This window comes from Methyloversatilis sp. NSM2 (assembly GCF_038066675.1).
In the GTDB taxonomy this organism is placed as follows: domain Bacteria; phylum Pseudomonadota; class Gammaproteobacteria; order Burkholderiales; family Rhodocyclaceae; genus Methyloversatilis; species Methyloversatilis discipulorum_A.
Genome location: NZ_JBBUKV010000013.1, coordinates 190,458 through 215,122 on the forward strand (window position 1 = coordinate 190,458; position 24,665 = coordinate 215,122).

25 protein-coding genes are annotated in these 24,665 nt (G+C 67.6%); 14 read left to right on the forward strand and 11 right to left on the reverse strand.

Features of this window, described 5'->3' with window-relative positions:
- Positions 1 to 3 precede the first annotated feature (3 nt).
- Entirely contained in the window at positions 4 to 342 is a 339-nt protein-coding gene (locus WJU27_RS17795) for a P-II family nitrogen regulator (protein ID WP_020166229.1), read from the forward strand.
- A 21-nt stretch (positions 343 to 363) separates the two neighbouring features.
- On the opposite strand, the gene WJU27_RS17800 is transcribed toward WJU27_RS17795, so the two are convergent.
- The 3 genes from WJU27_RS17800 to WJU27_RS17810 form a co-directional block, all read right to left on the reverse strand.
- On the reverse strand, positions 364 to 561 hold the full coding sequence (locus WJU27_RS17800; protein ID WP_020166228.1) for an oxidoreductase-like domain-containing protein: 198 nt from the start codon (positions 559 to 561) through the stop codon (positions 364 to 366).
- Positions 558 to 920, reverse strand: a complete 363-nt coding sequence (locus tag WJU27_RS17805) for an Hpt domain-containing protein (RefSeq protein WP_296813614.1) — start codon at positions 918 to 920, stop codon at positions 558 to 560. Before WJU27_RS17805 ends, WJU27_RS17800 begins: the two co-directional genes overlap by 4 nt.
- 78 nt (positions 921 to 998) lie before the next feature.
- Positions 999 to 1,325: a DUF1840 domain-containing protein gene (locus WJU27_RS17810; protein WP_020166226.1), complete on the reverse strand. Its 327-nt coding sequence runs from the start codon at positions 1,323 to 1,325 to the stop codon at positions 999 to 1,001.
- A 60-nt stretch (positions 1,326 to 1,385) separates the two neighbouring features.
- Between WJU27_RS17810 and WJU27_RS17815 the strand changes: the two genes are divergently transcribed.
- The 7 genes from WJU27_RS17815 to WJU27_RS17845 all read left to right on the forward strand — a co-directional run bounded on the left by WJU27_RS17815 (position 1,386) and on the right by WJU27_RS17845 (position 5,781).
- Positions 1,386 to 2,276 carry an ROK family protein gene (locus WJU27_RS17815; RefSeq protein WP_341422954.1) on the forward strand — a complete coding sequence of 297 codons (891 nt, stop codon included), beginning with the start codon at positions 1,386 to 1,388 and terminating at the stop codon, positions 2,274 to 2,276.
- A gap of 115 nt (positions 2,277 to 2,391) precedes the next feature.
- Positions 2,392 to 2,658 (forward strand): BufA1 family periplasmic bufferin-type metallophore, encoded by a 267-nt coding sequence (locus tag WJU27_RS17820; RefSeq protein ID WP_341422955.1) that lies wholly within the window; start codon positions 2,392 to 2,394, stop codon positions 2,656 to 2,658.
- A 41-nt stretch (positions 2,659 to 2,699) separates the two neighbouring features.
- Positions 2,700 to 3,539, forward strand: a complete 840-nt coding sequence (bufB, locus tag WJU27_RS17825) for an MNIO family bufferin maturase (RefSeq protein ID WP_341422956.1) — start codon at positions 2,700 to 2,702, stop codon at positions 3,537 to 3,539.
- Positions 3,523 to 4,320: a DNA-binding domain-containing protein gene (locus WJU27_RS17830; RefSeq protein WP_341422957.1), complete on the forward strand. Its 798-nt coding sequence runs from the start codon at positions 3,523 to 3,525 to the stop codon at positions 4,318 to 4,320. The genes bufB and WJU27_RS17830 overlap by 17 nt, the downstream gene beginning before the upstream one ends.
- Positions 4,317 to 4,781 carry a DoxX family protein gene (locus WJU27_RS17835; RefSeq protein WP_341422958.1) on the forward strand — a complete coding sequence of 155 codons (465 nt, stop codon included), beginning with the start codon at positions 4,317 to 4,319 and terminating at the stop codon, positions 4,779 to 4,781. Before WJU27_RS17830 ends, WJU27_RS17835 begins: the two co-directional genes overlap by 4 nt.
- Before the next feature lie 88 nt (positions 4,782 to 4,869).
- Positions 4,870 to 5,364, forward strand: coding sequence for a hypothetical protein (locus tag WJU27_RS17840; RefSeq protein WP_341422959.1), 495 nt, complete (start codon positions 4,870 to 4,872; stop codon positions 5,362 to 5,364).
- A 39-nt stretch (positions 5,365 to 5,403) separates the two neighbouring features.
- Positions 5,404 to 5,781, forward strand: a complete 378-nt coding sequence (locus WJU27_RS17845) for a hypothetical protein (protein ID WP_341422960.1) — start codon at positions 5,404 to 5,406, stop codon at positions 5,779 to 5,781.
- A gap of 75 nt (positions 5,782 to 5,856) precedes the next feature.
- Here the strand turns inward: WJU27_RS17845 and WJU27_RS17850 are convergent, their stop codons facing one another.
- Together WJU27_RS17850 and WJU27_RS17855 are read right to left on the reverse strand one after the other, a co-directional pair.
- On the reverse strand, positions 5,857 to 6,309 hold the full coding sequence (locus WJU27_RS17850; RefSeq protein ID WP_020166219.1) for a PA2169 family four-helix-bundle protein: 453 nt from the start codon (positions 6,307 to 6,309) through the stop codon (positions 5,857 to 5,859).
- A 144-nt stretch (positions 6,310 to 6,453) separates the two neighbouring features.
- Complete coding sequence (locus WJU27_RS17855; protein WP_341422961.1) at positions 6,454 to 8,457, reverse strand: methyl-accepting chemotaxis protein; 2,004 nt, start codon at positions 8,455 to 8,457, stop codon at positions 6,454 to 6,456.
- A gap of 159 nt (positions 8,458 to 8,616) precedes the next feature.
- Between WJU27_RS17855 and WJU27_RS17860 the strand changes: the two genes are divergently transcribed.
- Positions 8,617 to 9,192 carry a GNAT family N-acetyltransferase gene (locus tag WJU27_RS17860; protein ID WP_296813630.1) on the forward strand — a complete coding sequence of 192 codons (576 nt, stop codon included), beginning with the start codon at positions 8,617 to 8,619 and terminating at the stop codon, positions 9,190 to 9,192.
- Here the strand turns inward: WJU27_RS17860 and WJU27_RS17865 are convergent.
- Entirely contained in the window at positions 9,189 to 10,934 is a 1,746-nt protein-coding gene (locus tag WJU27_RS17865) for a pyrroloquinoline quinone-dependent dehydrogenase (RefSeq protein WP_341422962.1), read from the reverse strand. The two genes, WJU27_RS17860 and WJU27_RS17865, sit on opposite strands and share 4 nt — an antisense overlap.
- A gap of 86 nt (positions 10,935 to 11,020) precedes the next feature.
- On the opposite strand from WJU27_RS17865, the gene dnaE reads away from it, so the two are divergent.
- From dnaE to WJU27_RS17880, 3 genes are all read left to right on the forward strand, one after another.
- On the forward strand, positions 11,021 to 14,539 hold the full coding sequence (dnaE, locus tag WJU27_RS17870; RefSeq protein WP_341422963.1) for a DNA polymerase III subunit alpha: 3,519 nt from the start codon (positions 11,021 to 11,023) through the stop codon (positions 14,537 to 14,539).
- Between the two features lie 245 nt (positions 14,540 to 14,784).
- The gene (locus WJU27_RS17875) at positions 14,785 to 15,270 is read left to right on the forward strand and encodes a WbuC family cupin fold metalloprotein (RefSeq protein WP_020166214.1); all 486 of its coding nucleotides are present in this window, start codon (positions 14,785 to 14,787) and stop codon (positions 15,268 to 15,270) included.
- Positions 15,271 to 15,397: 127 nt separating this feature from the next.
- Positions 15,398 to 16,126, forward strand: a complete 729-nt coding sequence (locus WJU27_RS17880; RefSeq protein WP_232416092.1) for a response regulator transcription factor — start codon at positions 15,398 to 15,400, stop codon at positions 16,124 to 16,126.
- Positions 16,127 to 16,189: 63 nt separating this feature from the next.
- Here WJU27_RS17880 and mscL read toward each other — a convergent pair whose 3' ends face one another.
- On the reverse strand, positions 16,190 to 16,618 hold the full coding sequence (gene mscL / locus WJU27_RS17885) for a large conductance mechanosensitive channel protein MscL (RefSeq protein ID WP_304009840.1): 429 nt from the start codon (positions 16,616 to 16,618) through the stop codon (positions 16,190 to 16,192).
- A 295-nt stretch (positions 16,619 to 16,913) separates the two neighbouring features.
- Here mscL and WJU27_RS17890 point away from each other — a divergent pair, with 295 nt between their 5' ends.
- Positions 16,914 to 19,142: an AsmA family protein gene (locus WJU27_RS17890; RefSeq protein ID WP_341422964.1), complete on the forward strand. Its 2,229-nt coding sequence runs from the start codon at positions 16,914 to 16,916 to the stop codon at positions 19,140 to 19,142.
- A 37-nt stretch (positions 19,143 to 19,179) separates the two neighbouring features.
- Here the strand turns inward: WJU27_RS17890 and WJU27_RS17895 are convergent, their stop codons facing one another.
- Entirely contained in the window at positions 19,180 to 19,599 is a 420-nt protein-coding gene (locus tag WJU27_RS17895; protein ID WP_020166211.1) for a GlcG/HbpS family heme-binding protein, read from the reverse strand.
- 297 nt (positions 19,600 to 19,896) lie between these two features.
- On the opposite strand from WJU27_RS17895, the gene WJU27_RS17900 reads away from it, so the two are divergent.
- Entirely contained in the window at positions 19,897 to 20,718 is an 822-nt protein-coding gene (locus WJU27_RS17900) for a formate/nitrite transporter family protein (RefSeq protein ID WP_020166210.1), read from the forward strand.
- 79 nt (positions 20,719 to 20,797) lie between these two features.
- Here the strand turns inward: WJU27_RS17900 and WJU27_RS17905 are convergent, their stop codons facing one another.
- From WJU27_RS17905 to fabI, 3 genes are read right to left on the reverse strand one after another with little or no spacing between them, the layout of a single operon-like run.
- Entirely contained in the window at positions 20,798 to 21,979 is a 1,182-nt protein-coding gene (locus WJU27_RS17905) for an acetate/propionate family kinase (RefSeq protein ID WP_341422965.1), read from the reverse strand.
- Positions 21,980 to 21,994: 15 nt separating this feature from the next.
- Positions 21,995 to 23,437, reverse strand: coding sequence for a bifunctional enoyl-CoA hydratase/phosphate acetyltransferase (locus WJU27_RS17910; RefSeq protein WP_296813642.1), 1,443 nt, complete (start codon positions 23,435 to 23,437; stop codon positions 21,995 to 21,997).
- Between the two features lie 24 nt (positions 23,438 to 23,461).
- Entirely contained in the window at positions 23,462 to 24,235 is a 774-nt protein-coding gene (gene fabI, locus WJU27_RS17915) for an enoyl-ACP reductase FabI (protein WP_341422966.1), read from the reverse strand.
- Positions 24,236 to 24,665 lie beyond the last annotated feature (430 nt).

Below are 24,665 nucleotides of genomic sequence, written 5' to 3' on the forward strand. Positions count from 1 at the left end.
GACATGAAGGAAATTCGCGCCATCATCCGGCCGAACAAGCTGCCGAAACTGCGCACCGTATTGCGTGAAATGCCGGGCTTCCCGGGCATGACGGTGAGCAAGGTCGAGGGCTTCGGTGCGCCGAGCGAGCACACGCCGCACAACATCAAGGAGGAGTTGACGGACTACTCCGCCAAGGTGCGCATCGAAATCGTCGCGCCCGACGAAAAGGTCGACGACATCGTGCGCCGCATCATCAGCGTCGCCTGCACCGGCCAGACCGGCGACGGTCTGGTCTGGGTGGTGCCGATCGACCGGGCGGTATTCATCAACAAGACCACTATCGGGTCGCCGCAGGGCTGATCCACTGTGCGCCCGCGCCGGTTACAGGTGCGGGCGTTCTTCCGGATGCCGCTGCAGCCAGGCAGCGTAGCGGCGTTCGTACTCCAGCTTCTCTTCCTGATAGACGGTCCATACGCAGCGCTCGCAACCGGACTCGCAGCACTCGGAGTCCATCGGCATGGCGGGCGGAACGGGGGCGACATCCTCGTCGAGCGATGCGGCCGACAGCATTTCGGTCATAGGCGGAAACGGGCGGTGATGAGACGGGCCGCATTGTCGTACTCGCCGTCGAGCTGCGCCAGTGCGATCGTTGCTGCGCTGCAATCGGCGCCACCTTCTCGCAGCGCGCATTCCAGCGCCTGAGCGCTCGCCGACAGGCTGGCCGCACCCACATTGCTGCAACTGCCCTTCAGCGCATGCGCCGCGCAGATGGCGGCGCCGAGCTCGCCGTCGTGAAGAGCGCGGTACACGGTCTGCAGCGTGCGCGGCGTGTCCTGCAACCAGGCACGCAGCACTTCATCGATGACCGGTCCGAGCATGTCCTGCAATTCGGCCAGTCGTGCGTCGTCGAGTATCGGAGGTGCGGTGGTGGTCGGCATGGTGCGCGGACGGTGTCGTCGGGTAAACAGTCGGTGTCGCACACATCAACGACCGGCGCCGCCGCGCCTTGAGCGTCCTCAGCTTTCCCAGATCACCGGCTGTTTCGCCTTCAGCGCACGTTCGAGCTGCTCGATCAGCGGTGCCGCGCGCTGTGCCAGCGACACCGGCATCAGCATGGCCGGCGGCTTATCCTCGGCGCCGTCGTCGTCCTGTGGCTGGGCGCGCTCGGCGTCCCGGCTCGCGGCGGCGGCCTGCTTCAGCGCATCGATGGCGGCCGGCAGCTGCTCCAGCGTGATAATGCCCTTGGTGTCGAAGGGCTTGCCCATCAGCGACAGCAGCTGTCTGGCGTTGTCGCCGAACATGATGGTGTCGGCGGTTGCACGTGATTTGAAGGTGATGATCATGAGAGCGGGAATCCTGTTGAAACCGAAAGCGATTGTCGCGCGGAAAGCGGTGGCGGCGCCATGCGCATAGGCGTCGATCTGGGCGGTACCAAGACCGAACTGATCGCCATCGACGACGACGGGTCCGTGCGCCTGCGTCGACGCGCGCCGACACCGGCCGGCGACTACGCGGCGACGGTGGCGCTGATCGCCGGCATGGTGACGCAGGCCGAGCGCGAACTGGGCGTGCGCGCCAGCGTCGGCATTGGCACACCGGGTTCGCAGTCGCCGGTCGACGGTCGCATGCGCAATGCCAACTCGACCTGTCTCAACGGCCAGCCGCTCAAGCAGGACGTCGAAGCGGCGCTCGGTCGCACCGTGCGGCTGGCCAACGACGCCAACTGCTTTGCGCTGTCCGAGGCGGTCGATGGTGCCGGCCGTGGTGCCGACGTCGTTTTCGGCGTCATCCTCGGTACCGGCGTCGGTGGCGGCGTCGTGGTCCATGGTCGCGTGCTGCAGGGCGCCAATGGCGTTGCCGGCGAGTGGGGGCACAACCCGCTGCCGCCGGGCGACGACACCGGCGGTCATGCACCGGCCTGCTACTGCGGCCGCCACGGCTGCGTCGAAACCTGGCTGTCCGGCCCGGCGCTGGCCGCCGACCACCTGCGGACGAGCGGCGAGACGGCGGTGCCGGAGCGCATCGTCGCCCGCGCCGCGGATGGCGACGCCGCCTGCGAGGCGACTCTGCGACGCTACGAGGCTCGGCTGGCGCGGGCGCTGGCCGGCGTCATCAATCTGCTCGATCCGGACGTGATCGTGCTCGGCGGCGGTCTGTCCTCGATCGGACGGCTGTACCAGCGGGTACCGCAGCTGTGGGCGCCCCATGTGTTTTCCGACCGCATCGTCACCCGGCTGTGTCCGCCGCGGCACGGCGATTCGTCCGGCGTGCGCGGTGCCGCCTGGCTGTGGTGAGCGCGCCGCGAAATATTTCACGACGGTGGCGGTAAGGTTGTCGCCGGCCGCGGGTCTACTGCCGTGCAAAGCCATTCAGGCGGCTTACAGCCTGTCACTTCAGAGGAGTACATCAATGAGCAAATCCGTTGCACTGCATGCCGCACTCGCTTCCGTCATCGCGCTCGGCGTGGTCGCCAATCCCGCTTTCGCCGCCGATGACAAGGGCAAGGAGAAGTGTTACGGCGTCGCCAAGAAGGGCGCCAACGACTGCGCGTCTGCCAACGGCAGCCACAGCTGTGCCGGTCAGGCCAAGATGGACAACGACCCGAACGAGTGGAAGTTCGTCGCCGCCGGCACCTGCGAGAAGATGGGTGGCAAGACGATGGCGCCGGGCAAGTAATCGGAGCGCAGCCGGCGCGCTCGTCGCGCCGGCCTCCCGACATGGAAATCGCATCTCCAACCGGCATCGGCCTGCGCCAGCCGCACTATGCACTCGTGCTCGAAGAGCGCCCGCCGCTGGGCTTCGTCGAAGTGCACAGCGAGAATTTCTTCCACGACGGCGGCGCTGCGCTGCAGGTGCTGCAGCGTGCGCGCGAGTGCTATCCGCTGAGTCTGCACGGCGTCGGTCTGGCACTGGCATCGGCCGACGGCGGCGGCGACGCCCACGTCGACCGGCTGGCCGCGCTGGTCGATCGCTTCGAGCCGGCGCTGGTGTCGGAACATCTTTGCTGGGGTCGCATCGGCGATCGTCATTACAACGACCTGCTGCCCTTCCCCTACACCAGTGAGGCGCTGGCGCTGGTCGCCGGCCGGGTGTCCGCGCTGCAGGACAGGCTGAAGCGGCCGGTGCTGCTCGAAAACCTGTCGGCCTACGTGCAGTTCCGCGACAGCGAAATGAGCGAAGCCGACTTCCTGGCCGAACTGGTCTGTCTGACCGGCTGCGGTCTGCTGCTCGATCTGAACAATCTGTACGTGAATGCGCGCAACTTCGGCGGCGACCCGCTGGACGCGCTCGACCGCCTGCCCATGCACGCGGTCGGCGAAATCCACCTGGCCGGTCACGCGGTGACCGAATACGGCCTGATCGACACCCACGGCAGCCGCGTCTGCGACGACGTATGGGCGCTGCTGCGCGATGTGCGGCTGCGCGGTGTCGGCGCGCCGGCGCTGATCGAGTGGGACACCGACCTGCCCGAGCTCGACCTGCTGCTGGCCGAGGCGGCGCAGGCCGACCGCATCGGCGGCCTTGATCGGGAGCTCGACCATGCCCGCGCTGCGTGAGGTGCAGCGCCGCTTCGGCGCCGCGCTGTCGTCAGCCGACGGCGAGGACGACGCGCTGCCGCTGCTGGCGGGCGACGACGTTCGCAACCGCGCGCTGCTGTCGATCTACCGCGCCACCTCGATCGCCAACGCGACAGCGGCGCTGCGGCTGGCCTACCCGGTCTGCCGTCTGATCACTGGCGATGACTACTTCGATGCGCTGGCGCGCCGCTATCGCGCGGCCTGTCCGTCGCGCGACGGCGACCTGAACCATTACGGCGAGCGCTTCGCCGCCTTCCTCGACGATTTCGAGCCGGTGCGCGCGCTGCCCTATCTGCCGGACGTCGCCCGTCTCGAATGGTCGGTGCATGTGGCGATGATGGCAGCCGACGCGCAGCCGGCCGGCGGCGAGCTGTTCGCCGGACTGGCGCCCGAGGCGCTGGCGGACTTGCGCCTGCAGATGACGCCCGGTTTCGCACTGCACGCCAGCCGCTGGCCGGTGGTCGACATCTGGCTGCAACACCAGCCGGAGGCCGATGGTTCGCATCAGCTCAGGCTCACCATCGACCTCGATCTGCCGCAACACGCCGTCGTCTGGCGCGAACGCCACCGGGTGCGCGTCGATGCGCTGCAACCGGCAACGCATGCCCTCTGGCGGGCGCTGGTCGATGGCGCGCCGCTGGGCGAAGCGTGGGCTGCAGCCCGCACGACCGACCCGCATTTCGATCTTGCAGCCGCCGTCGCGCAGGCACTCGCTGGCGGCTGGCTGCACCTGCCTGAAACATTGGGAGAACCGACATGAACGCAGTCCTCCGTCTTTACGACCTTGCCACACCCTTTGCCCGTGTGGCCGACCTCGGCCGCCCGCTGCTGCTGCTCGCGCTGCGCCTGTTCATCGCGTCGGTCTTCTTCAAGGCCGGCCTGACCAAGATCGAGGACTGGGACACCACGCTCTTCCTGTTCACCGAGGAATATTCAGTGCCGCTGCTGCCGCCGGCGCTGGCCGCTTTTCTCGGTACGGCCGGCGAACTGCTGCTGCCGCCGCTGCTCGCCATCGGTCTGGCCGGTCGCTTCGCCGCGCTCGGACTGACCGTCGTCAATGCGATGGCGCTGCTGGCGTATCCTGCGCTGTGGGCTTTCGAGTGCCCGGCCGCCGTGCAGTCCCATCTGTGGTGGGGCGCCGGCCTGCTGGCTGTGCTCACCTTCGGGCCCGGCATGCTGTCCGCCGATCACTGGCTGGTCCGCCGGCGCGCGACGCGGTGAAACATCCGGCAACACTGCGGACATCGTTTGCGGGAACATGACCCGCACCATGCCTGCCCCATTCATATTCCATCCAGGGCAAGGCATCGTGCAATCGAAAAACAATACCCTGTATGCGCTGCTCGCCAGCGCCTGTCTGATCGTCGCCGCACCGGCTTTCGCCGATGAGGGCAACCATGTGCTGAGTCTGCAGCTGGGCCCCTACGTCCACCACTGGGACCACGACCCGGACCACAAGAACACGCCCGGCCTGATCGGCCTCGAATACATGGCGCCGTCGCAATGGCTGGCCGGCGCATCCTTCCTGCGCAACTCCTTCGACCAGCCGACCGAGTACTACTACGCCGGCAAGCGCTGGGATCTGGACTCGATCAGTTCCAATCTGTACGTGAAGGTGACTGCCGGTGCGCTGCTCGGCTACACCGGTCGCTACGAGGACAAGATTCCGTTCAACCACAATGGTGTGGCCTTCGCCGTCATTCCGGCGCTCGGCTACCAGGTGGACCGCTACAGCGCGCAGGTGGCGCTGCTGGGCACCGCCGGCGTCATGTTCACCTTCGGCATTGATCTGGCGAAGTGGTGAACGTAGGCTGACGTTCCAGCTATCCGTCGAGGTCCATCCATGTCCATCAGTCTGCTCGGCGCCGTCAAGGCAGTCCCCTGGGGCGACGTCATCGCCGCCGCACCGTCTGTCGTGCAGGGCGCCAACGCGCTGTGGGAGCGTGTCGCGAAGAAGCGGAAGAAGGGTGAGGAGCCGTCGGTGGTCGCACCGCCCGGCGCCAGCGACGACGTGCGCATCGCTGCGCTGGAACAGGCGGTGACTGAGTTGCAGAAGGAGGCGCTCGCGTCGTCCCAGCTCATTCGCTCGCTGGCCGAACAGAACGCGCAGCTGGTGGGAGAGATCGGGGCGCTCAGGTTGCGCGTCCGCGTGATCACCATCGCCGGGACCGGGCTGCTGGTGTTCGTCGTCATCGCGCTGGCGACCATGCTGTCGCGTTGAGCGCTTCAGGATGAAGCGGGAGAAGCAGCGTGCGGGACCGCCCGCAGGCGGTCCCCGTTGCGGGTGCCAGGCCGGTCAGGCCACGGCGCGATACTGATCGCGCAGCATGCGGATCTGGTCATGGTTGCGCTGCACACCGGCCAGCTGGCGCTGCACCACGATGCGCACGTCGGACGGCAGCGGCTGGAACAGCGCTTCGCGGTAGCGCTGCAGCGCCTTGTCCTCACCGCGTTCGGCCTCGTTCAGCATGGCCACGTTGTCGTCACCCGGCAGTGCGCTGCGCAGTGACACCCAGCCACGGTGCAGGGCGCCGCTCACGGTGCCGCTGGTATCGGGTTCGCCGCCGGACGCGGCAACGATCTGCTGAAGTTCGAGTGCGGCCGCGCGGCATTCCAGCGCGCGGTTGTTGAACAGCGCCTTGAGCTGTCCGGCCTGGGCGTGTTCGGCGCATTCGTTGAAGCCGTACTCGCCGTCCTTGCAGGTCTCGATCAGGGTATTCAGGACTTCGATGACAGTGCGATTGCTCATGACGTCTCCTCGGTAATGAGTGCGGCGACTTGCCGCCGAGTCCTCATCCTAGGTGTGCGCTGCCATGAGGGCTGTGGGTGTCCGGCGTAGGACAGCGTAGTCCTGCGCCGACCCGGGCGGGATGTTCTCCCGCCCGCACCGTTTTTACAGCTTGAAGCGTCCGACCAGTTCGCCCAGGTGATCGGAGGCGCGACCGATCTGTGACAGCGTGGCCGAGGTGCGCTGGATCGCTTCGTCGGTGTTCTGCACCACTTCGGACGCCTGTTCCGCCGACTGTGCCAGCGCGGTGGTGGCGGCCGACTGCTCCTGCGTCGCTTCGGCGATCTCGCGTACCCGTTCGGCGGCGCGCTGCATGCCGGCCTCGATGCCGCCGATCTCCTCGGCCACGCGGGCGGCGCGTTCGACGCCCGACTCGACCGCTTCGCGCGTGCTATTCATGCTTTCCACTGCGCGGTCGGTTTCGCTGTGCATCGCGGCGATCATGTCGCGGATTTCGGTGGTGGCATTGCTGGTGCGTTCGGCCAGCTTGCGCACCTCGTCGGCGACGACGGCGAAGCCGCGGCCCTGCTCGCCGGCGCGGGCGGCTTCGATCGCGGCATTGAGCGCGAGCAGATTGGTCTGGTCAGCGATTTCACGGATCACCTGCACGATGCCGTTGATCTGCACCGAACGTTCGGCCAGGCCGGTCAGCGAACCGGCCAGTGTTTCCATGCTGCCGGCGATGTCGCGCATATGCGTCTGCATGCCGCGCACCGCCTCGCCACTGCGCTGCGACGCGGTGTGCGTGTCCAGCATGACGCCATTGGCGTCGTTGGCGTGACTGGCGATGTGGCCGATCGACACCGTGATTTCCTCGATGGTCGCCGCGTTGTCACCGGTGGTGCCGGCCAGCGAGCGCGAACTGCCGGCGATGTGGCTGGTGGCGTCCGACACTTCGCGGATGCCGCCGACCAGCGTGTGGCTCTGATCGCGCACTTCGATGAACATGCGCTGCAGGCTGCCGAGGAAGGCGTTCACCGAGGTGGCGACACGACCCAGCTCGTCCTTGCTGCGGGTTTCCGGCAGGCGGCGCGTCAGGTCGCCTTCACCGCTGGCCAGCGCCTGCATCGCGTCGGCCAGGGTTTCCAGCGGCCGGGTCATCGCACCGAGCAGTGCGAACAGCACGCCGGCGGTCAGCAGCACGCTGACGATGCCCATGACGATGGCGGTGTTGCGCAGCGCATTGGCCGACGCGGTGATCACGTCTTCCGGCACCGACACCACGCTGCCCCACCAGGCGTCGCCGTCGCTCAGCGACACGCGCTGCAGGAAGTGGCGCACGCCGGCGGCATCGCGCCACTGCAGGCTGCGACCTTCGCGCAGCGCGGCCAGTGCGTCGGCCGGCAGATCGGCGGCCGGCTTCCCGATGCGGGCGGCGTCGGTGTGCGCGACGACGAGGCCGGACGGCGCGTACAGCGCAACGGTGCCGACGTCGAAGGGCTTGATGCGGCCGAGGTCGTCGGCCAGCCGGTCGAGCGCCATATCGACGCCGGCGATGCCGGCGAAGCGGCCATTGACGGCCAGCGGCTTGACCAGCGAGGTGATCAGCATCTTCCGGCCGCCGACCACGTATTCATAAGGCTCGGCGAGATAGGCGCGGCCGGTCTTCTTCGGCTGCTGGTAATAGTCACCGGCGCCCGGCTTGTCGTAATCGACCAGCGCTTCGACCGACAGCTTGTCGCCGCTGCGGCTCCAGTAGGGCACGAAGCGGCCGCTGGCGTCATGACCGGTGCTGCCGGCGAAGTCGGCATCGCGACCGTCGAAGGCGTTGGCTTCCCAGCCGGTGTAGACGCCAAGCAGTGCCGGGCGGCCTTCCAGCGTACGGCGCAGCAGGCGGCTGACCGCGTCGCGGTCGGGCGAGCCCTTCGCGTGCAGGCCTTCGAGCGACAGTGCCAGCGTGGACGACACGGCCATCGCTTCGTCGAGGTTGGCGCCGACGTCGTGCGCGACCGAGGCGGCCACGCTCTCAGCCCGTGCCAGACCCTGTTCCAGCACCGCCTGATGGCTGCGCCAGGCGAGCACCCCCAGCGTGACCGAGAAGCAGAGCAGGACGGTGATGACTGTGGATGCCAGCAGCTTGGTGCGCAGACTCAGGGCGTGCAGATTCATGATCGACCTCGTTCTTGAGTGAGAAGGGGTTGACGACGATCAAGAAAGTTTCTTTAGGGGAAAAATTTGTGAACGCAATGCACCATTTCCTGCCGGGCTGGAAGGGCGGCGCCAGACCGGCTATCTTCTTCGCCCCGTAATGTCCGATGCTGCCCGACCGTGGATATCCTGACCCCTCGTCTGTTGCTGCGACCGATGAGCGCCGACTTCCTGCAGGCGTCGGCCGAGGGTTGCGGTGTGCGGGATCTGTCCGGGCTGATCGGTCTGACCGTCGCCGAGGACTGGCTCGCCGAAGCCGATCTGGCGGCACTGCGACTGGCCGACCTGAGGTCTGACCCGGACTATGCGCCGTGGTCGGTGCGCGCCATCGCCCTGCGCGACAGCGGTGAAATGGTCGGCCACGCCGGCTTTCACACGCGGCCGGCACCGGAATATCTGCTGCCCTACGCGCCGGACGGCGTCGAGACCGGCTACACCATCTACCCGGCCCACCGCCGCCGCGGCCTCGGGCGAGAAGCGTTGATCGCGCTGCTGCGTTGGGCGCACCTCGATCAGGGCGTACCGCGCTTCATCGCGTCGGTGCGGCCGGACAATCTCGCCTCGTGCTCACTGCTCGCCAGCACCGGCTTCCGCCGCATCGCCTCCTTCATCGACGAGGTCGATGGGCTGGAATACGTGATGCGGCTCGACCCGCCGGCGCTGCGCCGCCTGCTGAAGGCCGTGGACGACCTTTAGTCGGGCAGGCTGAACACGACGACCGCGTCGCCCTGGCGGTAGCCCCAGATCGCGCTGCCGCCGGCGGCCACCGCGACATAGGGCTTGCCGTCGAGCACGTAGGCGATCGGCGGCGCATTGACGCCGGCCCCGGTCTGGAAGCGCCACAGCCGCTTGCCCGAGAGGCTGTCGAAGGCCGACAGATGGCCGTCGCCCTCGCCGGTGAACACGACGCCGGATTTCAGTGCCAGCACGCCGCCGATCAGCGGCTGATCGGTCTTCACCGTCCACTTCAGCCTGCCGCGCTGCTTCAGGTCGATCGCCGCCAGCACGCCCCATTGCGCCTCGTCCGCCGGTTCCATGCTGTCGTAGCGCTGCGCCGGTTTGTCGGCGGTGGCCGCACTTTCCTTGATCCAGTAGCGCATGGGCATGTGCATCGCGGCGACGAAGGCCAGCCCTCGTTGCGTGTCCACGGCCGCCGGAGACCAGTTCACGCCGCCGGCCACGCCCGGCGTGATGCGCGTGCCTTCGCGGCTGGCGGCGGCGAAAAGATTGTCCTGCGGCACGAAGGCGTCGGACTTGTAGAGCAGGGCGCCGGTGGCGCGGTCGTGCACGTAGAACCAGCCCAGCTTGGACGCCTGGCCGACCACCGGAACGACCCGGCCGTCCGGCTCGCGATGGTCGAACAGCAGCGGCGGGCTGGCGACGTCGTAGCCCCACTTGTCGTGCGGAATCTGCTGGAAGTGCCAGGCGTGGCGGCCAGTGCGGGCGTCGATGGCGACCAGCGAGGCGGTGTACAGGTTGTCGCCCGGGCGGGTGCTGTCATTGATCTGCGGGCTCGGGTTGCCGGTGCCGAAGTAGAGCAGACCGCTCTTCGCGTCGTAGGCCGGGGCGTTCCACACCGAGCCGCCGCCGTATTCCCAGGCGTCGGCGTACTTGCCGGCATTGGCGCGCTCTGCGGCGATGTCGCGGTTCAGCGGCAGGCCGTCGGCGGTGCGCTCGACGAAATCGCCTTCCCAGCCGCCGTCCTGCGGTTTGCGCACGGTGTCGAACTGCCACACGCGCTTGCCGGTCTTCGCGTCGAAGGCGGCGAGAAAGCCGATGCCGCCGTACTTGCCGGCGATGCCCACCACGGCGGCCAGCTGGCCGGCGCGTCCCTGGGCGTCGATGTGCAGGCCGTAGCCGACGCCATTGATGCCAACGATCACCTTGCCGTCCACCACCAGCGGCGCCGCTGCCGCGCCCACCCCCGAGCCGCCGCCGACCTCGCCCTTGATGCCTTCGCCGCTTTCGGTCAGCGCGCTGTCCGGCCGCGCCAGTTCGATGTCCCAGGCCGGTTTGCCGGTGGCGGCGTCGAGCGCAACCAGGCGCGCATCGACGGTGGCGACGAACACGCGGCCGTCATCCACCGCGACACCGCGGTTGGCCGGGCCGCAGCACAGCTTGTCGGTGCGCTTCCGGTGCGTGTAGCGCCACAGCTCGGCGCCGGTCCGCGCATCCAGCGCCACCACGTGCGAACCGGGCAGCGACACGTACATGCGGCCGCCGGTGACGATGGGCGTCGCCTGGAAGGTTGCCGCGACACCGCTTTGATAGATCCACTTCGGCACCAGCTTCTTCACCGTCTTCGGCGTGATCGCCGGCAGGTCGGCCAGCCGCGTGTTGGCGTGGTCCAGGCCGAAGGTGGGCCAGTCGCGGTCCTTCTGTGCGGCGGCGGGCAGGGCGAGCGCGAGCAGCGCGATGGGCAGGAGGTGGCGGCGCATGGTGTCCGGCGGTGACGGAAAGCGACGATGCTAGCGCAGTCGCACCCGCGGTCGTTACGTTCGGCGTGGCCGAGTAAAATCGCCGGATGAGCTCCGACAGCACCACCCTCTCCCCGGCCGCCGAGGCCCCCCCTCCTTTCGTCCACCTGCGCATCCACAGCGAGTACTCGGTGGTCGACGGCATCGTCACCGTTGACGCTGCGGTCAAGGCCGCCGCGAAGGACGGCATGCCGGCCATCGCCATTTCCGACCTCGCCAACGTGTTCGGTCTGGTCAAGCTGTACAAGGCGGCGCGCGGCAAGGGCGTGAAGCCGATCTGCGCGGTCGATGTCTATGTCAGCAACGACGCCGAGCGCGACAAGCCGCATCGCCTGCTGCTGCTGGCGCGCAACCGCGAGGGCTACGGCACCTTGTGCCGGCTGCTCACCCGCGCCTACCTGGAGAACAAGTACCGCGGCCGCGCCGAACTGCGCCGCGAGTGGCTGGAGCGCGACGGCGAAGGCACGGCCGGTCTGATCGCGCTGTCGGGCGGCATGCTGGGCGACGTCGGCATGGCGCTGCTGGCCGGCAATATGGATTCGGCTCGCCGCGCGGCGGCCGAATGGCTGCGGCTGTTCGACGGCGACTTCCATATCGAGCTGCAGCGCGCCGGCCACCCGAACACCGAAACCTATATCGCCGACGCCTGCGCGCTGGCGTCCGAAATGGACATTCCGGTGGTGGCGACGCACCCGGTGCAGTTCATGTCGCCGGACGACTTCAAGGCGCACGAGGCGCGCGTCTGCATCGCCCAGGGCTATGTGCTGAGCGACAAGCGCCGGCCGCGTGATTTCACCGAGCAGCAGTACTTCAAGACCTCGGCCGAAATGGCCGAGCTGTTCGCCGACATTCCGGAGGCGCTGCACAACGCGGTCGAGCTGGCGCGACGCTGCAACCTGACGCTGACGCTGGGCAAGAACTACCTGCCGCAGTTCCCGACGCCGCCCGGCATGACCATCGACGAATTCATGATCGCCGAGGCAAAGGAAGGCCTGGAGAAGCGCTTGGCCCAGCTCTATCCGGACGAGACGGTGCGTGAACAGAAGCGGCCGGAGTACGAGGCGCGGCTCAAGTTCGAGTGCGACACCATCATCCAGATGGGCTTCCCCGGCTACTTCCTGATCGTGGCCGACTTCATCAACTGGGCGAAGAAGAACGGCGTGCCGGTCGGTCCGGGCCGCGGCTCCGGCGCCGGTTCGCTGGTTGCCTACTCGCTCGGCATCACCGACCTCGATCCGCTTGCCTACGCGCTGCTGTTCGAGCGATTCCTGAATCCGGAGCGGGTGTCCATGCCCGACTTCGACGTGGACTTCTGCCAGGACAACCGCTGGAAGGTGATCGAGTACGTGCGCCAGAAGTATGGCGCCGACGCGGTGAGCCAGATCGCCACTTACGGCACGATGGCGTCGCGCGCCGTCATCCGCGACGTCGGCCGCGTGCTCGACATGGGCTACAACTTCTGCGACCAGCTGTCGAAGCTGATTCCGGTGGTGCAGAACAAGCCGCTGTCGCTGGCCGAGGCGCGCGAACAGGCGCCGCAGCTGGCCGAGCGCGAACAGGCGGAAGAGGAGGTGCGCGAACTGCTGCGCCTGGCCGAACCGCTGGAAGGCCTGACCCGCGGCGTCGGCATGCACGCCGGTGGCGTGCTGATCGCGCCGGGCAAGCTGACCGACTTCTGCCCGCTCTACCAGCAGGACGGCGACGACGCCTCGCCGGTGAGCCAGTTCGACAAGGACGACGTCGAAGCCATCGGTCTGGTGAAGTTCGACTTTCTCGGCCTGCGCAACCTGACGATTATCGAACTGGCGGTCGATTACATCGAGCGCATGACAGGCGAGAGGCCGGACCTGCTGAGCCTGCCCTTCACCGACCCGGCCGCCTATCAGATCCTGAAGGACGCGAACACCACCGCCATCTTCCAGCTTGAATCCGAGGGCATGAAGAAGCTGCTCGGCAAGCTCGCGCCGGACCGCTTCGAAGACATCATCGCCGTGCTGGCGCTGTACCGCCCGGGCCCGCTCGGTTCAGGCATGGTGGATGACTTCATCCTGCGCAAGAAGGGCCAGCAGGCGATCGACTATTTCCACCCGGACCTGGAAGCCTGCCTGTCGCCGACCTACGGCGTCATCGTGTACCAGGAACAGGTGATGCAGATTTCGCAGATCATCGGCGGCTATACGCTCGGTGGTGCGGACATGCTGCGCCGGGCCATGGGCAAGAAGAAGCCCGAGGAAATGGCCAAGCACCGGGAGACCATCGCCGCCGGTGCGAAGGAGAAGGGCTACGACCCGGCACTGGCCGAACAGCTGTTCGACCTGATGACCAAGTTCGCGGAGTACGGCTTCAACAAGTCGCACACCGCCGCCTATGCCGTCGTCACCTACCACACCGCCTGGCTGAAGGCCCACCACTGCGCCGCCTTCATGGCCGCGTCGCTGTCGTCCGACATGGACAACACCGACACGGTGAACATTTTCTACCTGGACGCGAAGAAGAACCGTCTCACCATCCTGCCGCCGGACGTGAACCAGTCCGAATACCGCTTCGTGCCGGTGTCGCGCAGCGAAATCCGCTACGGCTTGGGCGCGGTCAAGGGCACCGGCGAACAGGCGGTGAACTGCATCCTCGACGCCCGCAAGTCGGGCGGGCCGTTCAAGGACATTTTCGACTTCTGCCTGCGCGTCGACCGCCGCATGGTGAACCGTCGCACCATCGAGGCGCTGATCCGCGCCGGTGCCTTCGACGCGACCATCGCCGGCACGCCGCACGACCGCAACACGCTGATGAGCAGCGTCGCGCTGGCGATGGAGGCAGCCGAACAGGCGGCGGCCAACGCGCACCAGGGTGGCCTGTTCGACGACGCCCCGAGCGGCACCGGCGCGCGCGCGCCGGAGTACGTGCAGGTCAAGCCGTGGAGCGAGCGCGAAAAGCTGGCCAACGAGAAGCAGGCGCTCGGCTTCTACCTGTCCGGCCACCCCTACAACAGCTACGCGCAGGAGTTTTCGCGCTTCGCCCGGCGCAAGCTGGCGCAGCTTGAGTCTTCGCGTGACCCGACCGTGGTGGCGGGGCTGGTCGTCAGCTCGCGCGTGCAGATGACGCGTCGCGGCAAGATGGCCTTCGTCGCGCTCGACGACGGTACGGCGCAGATCGAGGTGTCGGTATTCAACGAGCTGTACGAAGCGTCGCGCAACAAGCTGCGCGAGGACGAGGTGCTGGTGGTCGAGGGCCGGGCGCAGTTCGACGAGTACTCGAACTCGATGCGCGTCGTCGCCGACAGCCTGCTCAGCGCCGGCGAGGCGCGGGCCCGCTTCGCGCGCCGGCTCGAACTGAAGCTGAACGGCGAAGTGGCGACGCTCGGCGCGCACGCCGCCTGCGCCCGGCTGCGCAGCCTGCTCGAACCCTTCCGTACCGAAAGCGGCTGCGCGGTCCGCCTGCACTACCGCAGCAACGACGCCGTCGCGCCGCTCGATTTCGGTGATCCGTGGCGGGTCAGGCTAGACGACGCGCTGTTCGACGGTCTGCGCGACTGGCTGCCGGCCGACGCGGTATCGGTGGCGTACGCATGAGCGCCCTCGCCCGGCCGCCCGAAGAGGGCGCTTGTCCTCCCTCGGAGAGGTGGTCGCGCAGTGACCGGAGGGTCGTGGCATGAGCGCCCTCGCCCGGCCGCCCGAAGAAGGCGCTCGTCCTCCCTCGGGGAGGTGGTCACGCAGTGACCGGAGGGTCGTGGCATGAGCGCCCTCGCCCGGCCGCCCGAAGAGGGCGCTCGTCCTCCCTCGGGGAGGTGGTCACGCAGTGACCGGAGGGTCGTGGCATGAGCGCGCGCTGGCTCGACCGGGCACTGCTCGACACCGTGGTTGCCGAGGCGCAGCGCAGTCCGCGCCGGCGGATGAACCGCAACTTCCATCCACACGACGATCACCCGGCGCACCGCCTGCTCAATGCCATCGAACCCGACAGCTATGTCAGACCCCACCGACATCTCGATCCGCTGAAGGATGAAACCATCCTCTGCGTGAAGGGTCGATTGGGCTGCATCCTTTTCGACGACAGCGGCGCGGTGCAGGAAACCTGCGTGCTGGCGCCCGATGGCGAGCGCTTCGGCGTCGATATCGCGCACGGTCAGTTTCACAGTCTGGTGGCACTCGAACCCGGTTCTGTCATGTTCGAGGCGAAAGCCGGACCCTACCGCGCGCTGACCGAGGCCGAATTCGCGTCCTGGGCACCGGCCGATGGTGAGCCGGCGCGGCGCTGGCTGGACTGGATGCTCGGTCTGTTCGATGGCGAACGGATGCGCTGACCCGCACACTGGGGCATACTGCCTTACAGGCCGGAGGTCACGAAATTACACAGTCACCCTTCAGTCCGCGTTGCGCGTGCCGTGAACGCCTTCTGAACCGGTTATTTCCTACGGATACAGAATCGCCGTGCAGACCGCCCGAATAGCATTGCTCGAAGACGACCCGGTACAGGTCGAAATCCTTGGCAGCTGGCTGCGTGCCGCCGGCCATGACATTCACACCTTCATGCGCTCGCGCGACCTGATGCGCGAAGCCGTGCGGGAAAGTTACGACCTGCTGCTGATCGACTGGGAACTGCCCGATCTGCCGGGCGCCGATGTGTTGCGCTGGCTGCGCAACGAGCGCGGGCTGACGACTCCGGTCATCTTCGTCACCGCCCGGCAGGACGAGAACGACATCGTGACTGCGCTGGCAGCGGGCGCCGACGACTACATCGTCAAGCCGGCGCGACGCATGGAACTGCTCACCCGGATCGAAGCCGTGCTGCGGCGCAGCCGCCCGCCGGCCGACCAGCCGGTGATCGATGCCGCGCCCTACCAGTTCGACATGAATTCGCACACCGCCCGCCTCAACGGCGAGGTGATAGACCTGACCGAGCGCGAGTTCGAACTGGCCGTCTTCCTGTTCCGCAACGTCGGCCGCCTGGTATCGCGGGGTCATCTGCTCGAATCGCTGTGGGGCCGCAAGGGCGACGTGCCGACGCGCACCGTCGATACCCACATGTCGCGCGTGCGCTCCAAGCTCGCGCTGCGGCCGGAAAACGGCTACCGCCTCGCCTCCACCTACAACTACGGTTACCGGCTTGAGCGCGTGGCCGACGACGGCAAGCGGGCGGAAGAACAGCCGGCTGCCTGAGATGTCGGCCCACCAACGAAAAAGGAGCCTCACGGCTCCTTTTTTCTTTTCCGCCGCCGCCGCTTACTTCTGCAGCGAATCGCGGATCTGGCGCAGCAGCACGACCTCTTCCGGCGGCTCGGCCGGCGCCGCAGGTGCGGCAGGCTCTTCGCGCTTCAGCCGGTTGATCTGCTTCACCATGATGAAGATGATGAAGGCAAGGATGACGAAATTCAGCGCGACGGTGAGGAAGCTTCCCCAGGCGAACACCGGCACGCCAGCCTTCTTCAGGTCGGCCAGCGTTTCCGGCACGCCCGGCGGGATGTCCTTCAGCACGATGAAGAACTGGCTGAAATCGAGGCCGCCGAACAGCGCACCGACGATGGGCATGATCAGGTCGCCGACGACGGAGTCGACGATCTTGCCGAAGGCTGCGCCGATGATGACGCCGACCGCCAGGTCGACCACATTGCCCTTCATGGCGAAGGCTTTGAATTCGGACATGAAGCTCATGCGGTTCTCCTCTTTCGGTGGGGATGTCTGACGTATGCAGCCAGCGCGAAGATAGCACAGGCGACTGTGTGCGCTGCGCCCAGGCCGGCGCGCAGGCTTCTCTGTTACGCTCGCGGACCATCGTGCTCATCGAGTGTCCGGTCGGGCGCTGTCATCCTGAACGGTCGCCACTGCGGCCGCGGTTCGCCGTTACCTGATTCGTCTGCCATGTCCTTGCGAGTGCCCGCCCGGCGGCGGGCGCCGCGACGTGCCGGAGGTCGGCGAGCCCGGTCCGCCTGTTTCGCATGGAGAAGGCATGAAAGTACTGAAATACGCAGCATTCGCGCTGGGCGGTATTGCAGCGCTGCTGGCCGCCGTCGTGCTCTACGTCGCGATCACCTTCGATGCGGCGAAGCTCAAGGACGAACTGAAGCGTGTCGTGCAGGAGCAGAAGCAGCGCACGCTGGACATCGAAGGCGACGTCGATCTGTCCTTCTACCCCAATCTCGGTCTCCGTCTGGGTCGCACCACGCTGTCCGAGCACAGCAGTGCCGAACGTTTCGCACAGGTCGACGCGGCGCGCGTGTCGGTCGCCGTGATGCCGCTGCTGTCGGGCTCACTGGTGGTGGACGAGATCCGCATCGAAGGTGCCTACATCCAGATCACGCGGCACAAGGACGGCAGCTTCAACTTCAGCGACCTGCTGTCCGACGACAGCGACGACAGTTCGCCGGTCAGGTTCGACGTCGCCGGACTGAAGTTGTCGCGCTCGGCGCTGGCCTTCCGCGACGAGGCCTCGGGCGCCGCGCACCAGCTGGAAGAGATCGAACTGTCGCTCGGCAAGCTGGCCAATGCAGCGCGCGGCAAACTCGATCTGGCGGCGCACCTCAAGTCCACGCAGCCGGCGATCGACAGCCGCATCGTGCTGGCCGCCACCTACGACTACGACCTGCCGGCGCAGCGTTACGCGCTCGACGATCTGAACGTGAGAGTCGATGGCGAGGCGCTCGATCTGCAGGCGCTGAAGGCGACGCTGGGTGCGTCCCGCATTGCGCTGGCGGGCGAAGGACAGCTGGAGCTGCAGAAGCTGCAGCTCGATGCCGTGGCGACCCGCGATGGCGAGGCGCTGAGCGCCAAGCTGTCGGCGCCGGCAGTGCAGCTGGCGGACGGCGCATTGCGCGGCGGCGACGTCAGCGTCAGCGCGCGGCTCGAATCGAAGGCGCGCGCCGCGGATCTGGCGCTGCAGTTCAAGGGGCTGGAGGGCAGCGCGGAGGAGGTCAAGGCCAGCGGTCTGGTGCTGAACGTCGATGCGCGGATGAACGACGCCACCGTCAAGGCCTCGCTGCAGACGCCGCTGAACGTGCGTATCGATGGCCCGGCCATCGATCTGCCGGCGCTGGACGGCACCGTCGATGTCGCTCACCCGGCGTTGCCGATGAAGACGGTGAAGCTGCCGGTCAAGGGCGCGCTGCAGGCCGACGTCGGCAAGCAGACCGCGGCGCTCGACCTCGCCACCCGGCTCGACGACAGCCAGATCAAGCTGAAGCTTGGCGCCACACGGCTCGAGCCGCTGGCGCTGAATTTCGATGTCGACATCGACCGCCTCGACGTCGACCGCTACCTGCCGCCAGCAAAGGCGGATGCAAAGCCGGCCGGCAATGCGGACGACACGCCGGTCGATCTGTCGGCGCTGCGCGACCTCAACGCCAGCGGCAGCGTCAAGGTGGGCGAACTGCAGGTGTCCGGCGTGCGGATGACGAATGTGCGGCTGACCGTGAAGGCGGCCAATGGCAAGGTCGATGTCGCACCGCTGTCGGCGGCGCTCTACCGCGGCACGGCCAGCGGCGCGCTGAGCCTGAACGCGGAGGGCAATCGCATTGCGCTCAAGCAGACCCTGGCCGATATCGACATCCATCCGCTGTTGAAGGACGCGGCGGACAAGGACCTGCTGGAAGGTCGCGGCAACGTGTCGCTAGACCTGGTGACGGCCGGTGGCACGGTCGGTGCGCTGAAGAAGGCGCTCGACGGCAGCGCCTCGCTGAAGCTGCGCGACGGCGCGATCCGCGGCATCAATCTGGCGAAAAGCCTGCGCGAGGCGAAGGCGGCGCTGGGCGGTGGCGCGGCGGCGCAGAAGGCGAACGCGACCGAAAAGACCGATTTCTCGGAAATGAGCGCCAGCTTCCGCATCAAGGACGGCATCGCACGCAACGACGACCTGACGGCCAGCTCGCCCTTCCTGCGTCTGGCCGGTGCCGGCACCATCGACCTGCCGAAGTCCAGTCTCGACTACCTTGCGAAGGTGACGCTTGCGGCGACCAGCAAGGGCCAGGACGGCAAGTCAGCGGCCGAGCTCAGGGGCGTCACCGTGCCGGTGCGCCTGTACGGACCGTTCGCCAGCCTCGACTACAAGATCGAGTTCGGCGACCTGGTCAAGGACGCCGCGCGCGCCAAGGTCGAGGAACAGACGCAGAAGCTGCAGGAGAAGGCGAAGGAGAAGGTCGAGCAGCAGGTCGGCGACAAGCTGAAAGGGCTGCTCGGGCGCTGACCCCCGGCCGCGGGGCCAGCCGGTCAGCGCGCGGCGTTCAGAGCGGAATTTCCCAGCTGGCGCCGATGGCGGCGATGCCGGCACGGGCGACGATGGCGTCCTCGCTCGACTTGACGCCGGACACGCCGACGCCGCCGACGCATTCGCCATTGACGATGATCATTTCGCCGCCTTCCAGCGGCAGTACCGGCATGCGCAGCGCCGCCAGACGGCCGCTGTTCACGACGTCCTCGATCGCCTTGCTCGGCTTGCGCGCCAGCGCGCAGGTGCGGGCCTTCTCGGGGGCGATCTGGGTGCTCATCGGCGGCGCGCCGTCGAGGCGCTGCAGCCACATCAGGTTGCCGCCGTCGTCGACGATGGCAATGGTGACCGGCCAGTTGCGTTTCAGTGCTTCGGCCTCGGCGGCGGCAGCGATCTGCTTCGCGTCGTCGAGCGTGAGGGTGAGGCGGCTCTTCATTCGGTTGTCTCCGTCAGGTTCTTGGGCTGACGAGGAATCCCGGTGCGTGCGCACGCGGTACTGCGATTCCCCGGCGACGCTTGGCCGTGACGGGTGGTCCGGCGGGGCGCAGGCGCGGAAGGTTGTTCGCGCGCACTGTGCGTCAGGCTGATTCGGCTGGAGGGTGTTCCGCTCGCGGTACAGACGGGCTGTCCGCGACTGCCGGCTCTACCGGCAGCAAGGACCACATCCTACACTGTCGGCTGCCCGCAGGAGACGGGTCAGAACGCACAGAGAACAACAGAGAGGAGCATCCGCATGGCCAGCAATCTGGGTATCGATCTGTACTCGCCGAAGGAGATCGCGGAAAAGGTCGAGAACATCGGCGTCGTGAAGGCCAATCTGCCGCTGCGCACGATGGCCATGCTGGGCATCCTGGCCGGCGCCTTCATCAGCTTCGGCGCGCTCTATTTCACGCTGGTCGCCAGCGATGCGTCGCTCGGCTTCGCGCTGACCCGGGTGCTCGGCGGGCTGGCGTTCTCGCTCGGTCTGATACTGGTGGCGGTGGCCGGTGCCGAACTGTTCACCGGCAACAACTTCCTGGTCATGGCCTGGGCCGAGGGGCGCATTCCGTTCAGCCTGCTGGCGCGCAACTGGGCCATCGTCTATGTGACGAACGCGGTCGGCGCGCTGGGCATGGTGGCGCTGGTGATGCTGTCGCACCATACCGACATGAATGGTGGCGCGGTGGCCGAAGCCTATGTGAAGGTGGCGGCCGGCAAGACCGCCAGTTCCTTCACCACCGTGTTCATGAAGGGCGTCCTGTGCAATGCGCTGGTCTGCCTCGCCGTGTGGCTGGCCACCGCCGGGCGCAGCGTGACCGACAAGGTGCTGGCCATCATCTTCCCGGTGTCGGCCTTCGTCGCCGCCGGTTTCGAGCACTGCATCGCCAATATGTATTTCATCCCGATGGGGATGCTGCTGCATGCCGGCGGCGTTGTGCCGGCGGGCGTCGATCTGTCGGGCCTGAACCTGGCGGGCATGCTGTCCAACCTGCTGGCCGCGACGCTGGGCAATATCGTCGGCGGCAGCATCCTGGTGGCCGGCGTCTACTACGTCACCTTCCGCCAGCGCGGCTGAGCGCCCCCAGACCTGCCGCTTCGCGTCAGGCCCCCCGAGGGGGCAAGAAAACTCGGGAGCGGCCCAGCGTTTTCTTGAGTCAGCGCGCCGCGATCAGCGCGGCGGCCGCCTGTGCGGCGACGCGGCCTTCGTCGGTCGGCACGACCCACACTTCGATGCTGCTGTCGTCGCTGTCGATGCGCTGTACCGCGTCGCCGGCGGCGGCGTTGCGCGCACCGTCCACGCGCACGCCCATCCATGCGAGCGCGGCGCACACGTCGGCACGCAGCGTCGCGTCGTGTTCGCCGATGCCGCCACTGAAGGCGATCAGGTCGAGGCCGCCAATGCAGGCGGCCATCGCGCCGGCCTCCCGCACGATGCGGTAGGTGAACAGTTCGACCGCCTCGCGCGCCGCTGCGCCGGCGTCGGCACGCAGCCGGCGCATGTCGGCCGAGATGCCGGATACGCCGAGCAGGCCGCTCTGCCGGTACAGCAGTGACTGCAGCCGGTCGTGGTCCCAGCCCTGTTCCATCAGATAGAGCAGTACGCCGGCGTCGAGCGTGCCGCTGCGTGTGCCCATCATCAGGCCGTCCAGCGCGGAGAAGCCCATGGTGGTGGCCTGGCTGCGGCCATCGACGGCGGCGCACAGGCTGGCGCCGTTGCCGAGGTGGGCCATCAGTACGCGGCCGCTCGCGCGCGGCGAGTGCCGCTGCAGCGTGCCCATGATGTACTGGTAGGACAGGCCGTGAAAGCCGTAGCGGCGCACGCCATCGTCGTGCATCGCGCGCGGCAGCGCGAAGCGGCTCGCGACCTCCGGCAGGTCGGCGTGGAAGGCGGTGTCGAAGCAGGCGATTTGCGGCAGCGACGGGAAGGCTTCGCGGAAGGCGCGGATGCCTGCGACATTGTGCGGCTGGTGCAGCGGCGCCAGTGAATCGAGCCGGCTCAGGCGCGCGAGGATGCCGTCGGTGACGACGACGCTGTCGCGGAAGTCGCGGCCGCCATGCACGACGCGGTGCGACACCGCGTCGATGGCCGGGATGCCGGTTTCGCTGTCCAGCAGTTCGCGCAGCCCTGCCAGCGCGGCGGCGAAGGGCGCGGCACTGGCTTCAAGCGAACGCCGGCCGCGACGACCGTTCAGCGTCCAGCCCATGTCCGGCGTGCCGCCGGGCTCCAGACCCTGGATGCTGCCGGTCAGCAGGCTGGCCTGCACCTCGCCGTCGCGCAGCGGGTGAATGGAGAACTTCAGCGTGGATGAGCCGGCGTTGACGGACAGGATGGCCATCGGTGTGAGTCCGGCTCAGTGCTGAGACCACGCTTCGCGTGGGTGGTCGCGGCGTGCGTTGTGGGCGGCGAGCAGTGCCAGCAGCGCCGAGGCGACGCGGGTCATCGGTCCGTCGGCGCGGCTGGTCAGCGCGATCGGCACACGGGCGCCGAGCACCAGACCCGAACCGCTGGCGCCGCCGAGGTATTCCAGCTGCTTGGCCAGCATGTTGCCGCTTTCCAGATCCGGCACCGCGAGGATGTCTGCGTCGCCGGCGACCGGCGACTGGATATGCTTCACCTGTGCCGCGCGCGCGGAGATGGCGTTGTCGAAAGCGAGCGGACCGTCGAGCAGGCCGCCGGTGATCTGGCCGCGATCGGCCATCTTGCACAGCGCGGCCGCGTCCAGCGTCGACGGGATGTTCGGATTGACCGTTTCGACCGCCGACAGCACGGCGACCTTGGGCTGCTTCACGCCGAGGATGCGCGCGAAGTCGATCGCGTTCTGCACGATGTCCACCTTCTCGGTCAGCGACGGCCGGATGTTCAGCGCGGCGTCGGTGATCAGCAGCGGCTTGCTGTACAGCGGCACGTCGAAGCGGAACACGTGCGACATGCGGCGGCCGGTGCGCAGCGCCGGACGGGACAGCACGGCGTGAATCATCTCGTCGGTGTGCAGGCTGCCCTTCATCAGGATGTCGACCTCGCCGGCGGCCGCCATGTCGGCAGCCTTGTCTGCTGCCGCATGGCTGTGCGGTACGCCGACGATCTCTGCGGCATTGAGGTCGATCCCTGCTTCGGCGGCGAGGTGGCGGATGCGCGCTTCCGGCCCGATCAGCACCGGAATGATCAGGCCGTGGCGGGCGGAGTCCATCGCGCCGCTCAGCGACTCGACGTCACACGGGTGTACCACGCCGCAGCGCACTGGCGGAATGCCGTCGCCGAGCGCCAGCAGTTCGCGGAAGCGCGCCTCCGGATCGAACAGCCGGATCTGCGGTGCGCGCACGTGCTCCAGCCGCACCTTCTGCGTCGGCGCCAGCACGCGGGCGGTGCCGTGCAGCACACGGTCGCCTTTCTGGTTCACCACCTGGCAATCCAGTTCGACCCGCTTCTTCGCGTCGTCCTTGCCGGTGACGGTGGCGGTCACCGCCAGCGTGTCGCCGATGCGCACCGGCTTGGTGAAATGCAGCACCTGTTCGAGGTAGATGGTGCCGGGGCCCGGGAACTGCGTGCCCAGCAGCGCCGAGATCAGCGCGCCGCCCCACATGCCATGCGCAATCACGCCGTGGAACAGCGTTTCCTCGGCGTATGCCGGGTTCATGTGGGCCGGGTTGGTATCGCCGGACACCGCGGCGAAGGCCTGGATGTCGGCCAGCGTCAGCGTGCGCAGCAGGCGGGCGCTCTGGCCTATCGTCAGTTCGTCGTAGGTGATGTTCTCGATCCACTCGGGAGTCGTCGTGTCGTGCTGTGCGGTGTCCATGCGTGGGCCCTGTCGGAAGGCTGTTCAGTCGACGGCGTGATAGCCGGCATCGACGTAGAGGGTCTGCCCGGTCATGCCGGAGGCGGCGTCCGAGCACAGGAAGGTGGTCAGCCCGGCAATTTCCTCCAGCGTGACCAGACGCCCCAGCGGCGACTTGCGTATGGCGCTGTCCATCAGTTCGTCGAAGGACGCGATGCCCGAGGCGGCGCGCGTCAGGATCGGGCCGGGCGATACGGCATGCACGCGGATGCCGGCGGGGCCGAGTTCCATCGCCATGTAGCGCACCATCGATTCCAGCGCGGCCTTGACCGGCCCCATCAGGCCGTAGTTCGGCACCGCCTCGTCGGCGCCGAGATAGGACATCGTGACCAGGCTGCCGCCGGCGCTCATATGCGGCGCACACAGGCGGGCCAGCGCGGCGAAGCTGTGGCAGGAAATGTCCATCGCGCGCGCGAAGCCCGCGCTCGAACTGTCGATCACGCGGCCGTGCAGATCCTCCAGCGGCGCCCAGGCGATCGAGTGGATGACGAAATCGAGCTGGCCCAGATGGGCGATCGCGGCGGCGACCAGTGTTTCCAGGTCGCCGTCCCTCTCCACGTCGCAGGTGAACAGTGGCGAGGCGAGCTGATCGGCCAGCGGCGCAACGTAATGCGCCGCCTTGTCGTTGAGGCAGGACAGCACCAGATCGGCGCCCTGGGCACGGGCCGCCTGCGCGCAGCCCCAGGCGATGCTGCGATCGTTGGCAAGACCGACCACGAGGCCTTTCTTGCCGGACAGCGGAGGGGTGTAAGCGGTCATGAGATTGCCGGAAAAGGTTCGGATGGACGGGGAAACATTACGCGTCGAATCTTACGGAGTTCCTGTTGCACTGCACATGACTTCGGACAAGTGCGCGCGCGGTCGTTCCGTCGGTACGCCGGAGATCTTCGCTGCTGCACGGTCGCCGTCGCGTCGCCACATCGATAACGGCAGCCTGCCTGAAGGGCAGAGGGCTGCCTTGATGACGTGCGTATTCAGGGGCGTATTCGAGCGGTGGCGCGGAACCCAGCGCCGACGCGGCTCGCAGGTTGCGGTGCACAAAAAATAAGCGGCGGTGAGCGGTGCGTTTATAAGCTTGCCGTAAGGTTCGCTCCCTAGCATCCGCCACGCTGCACTCAAGGCGCCCGGGCGCGGGGCTGCCGGATACCCTCCGGCAGGCTGGATAAACCGGGTTGTTCATAAACACAGG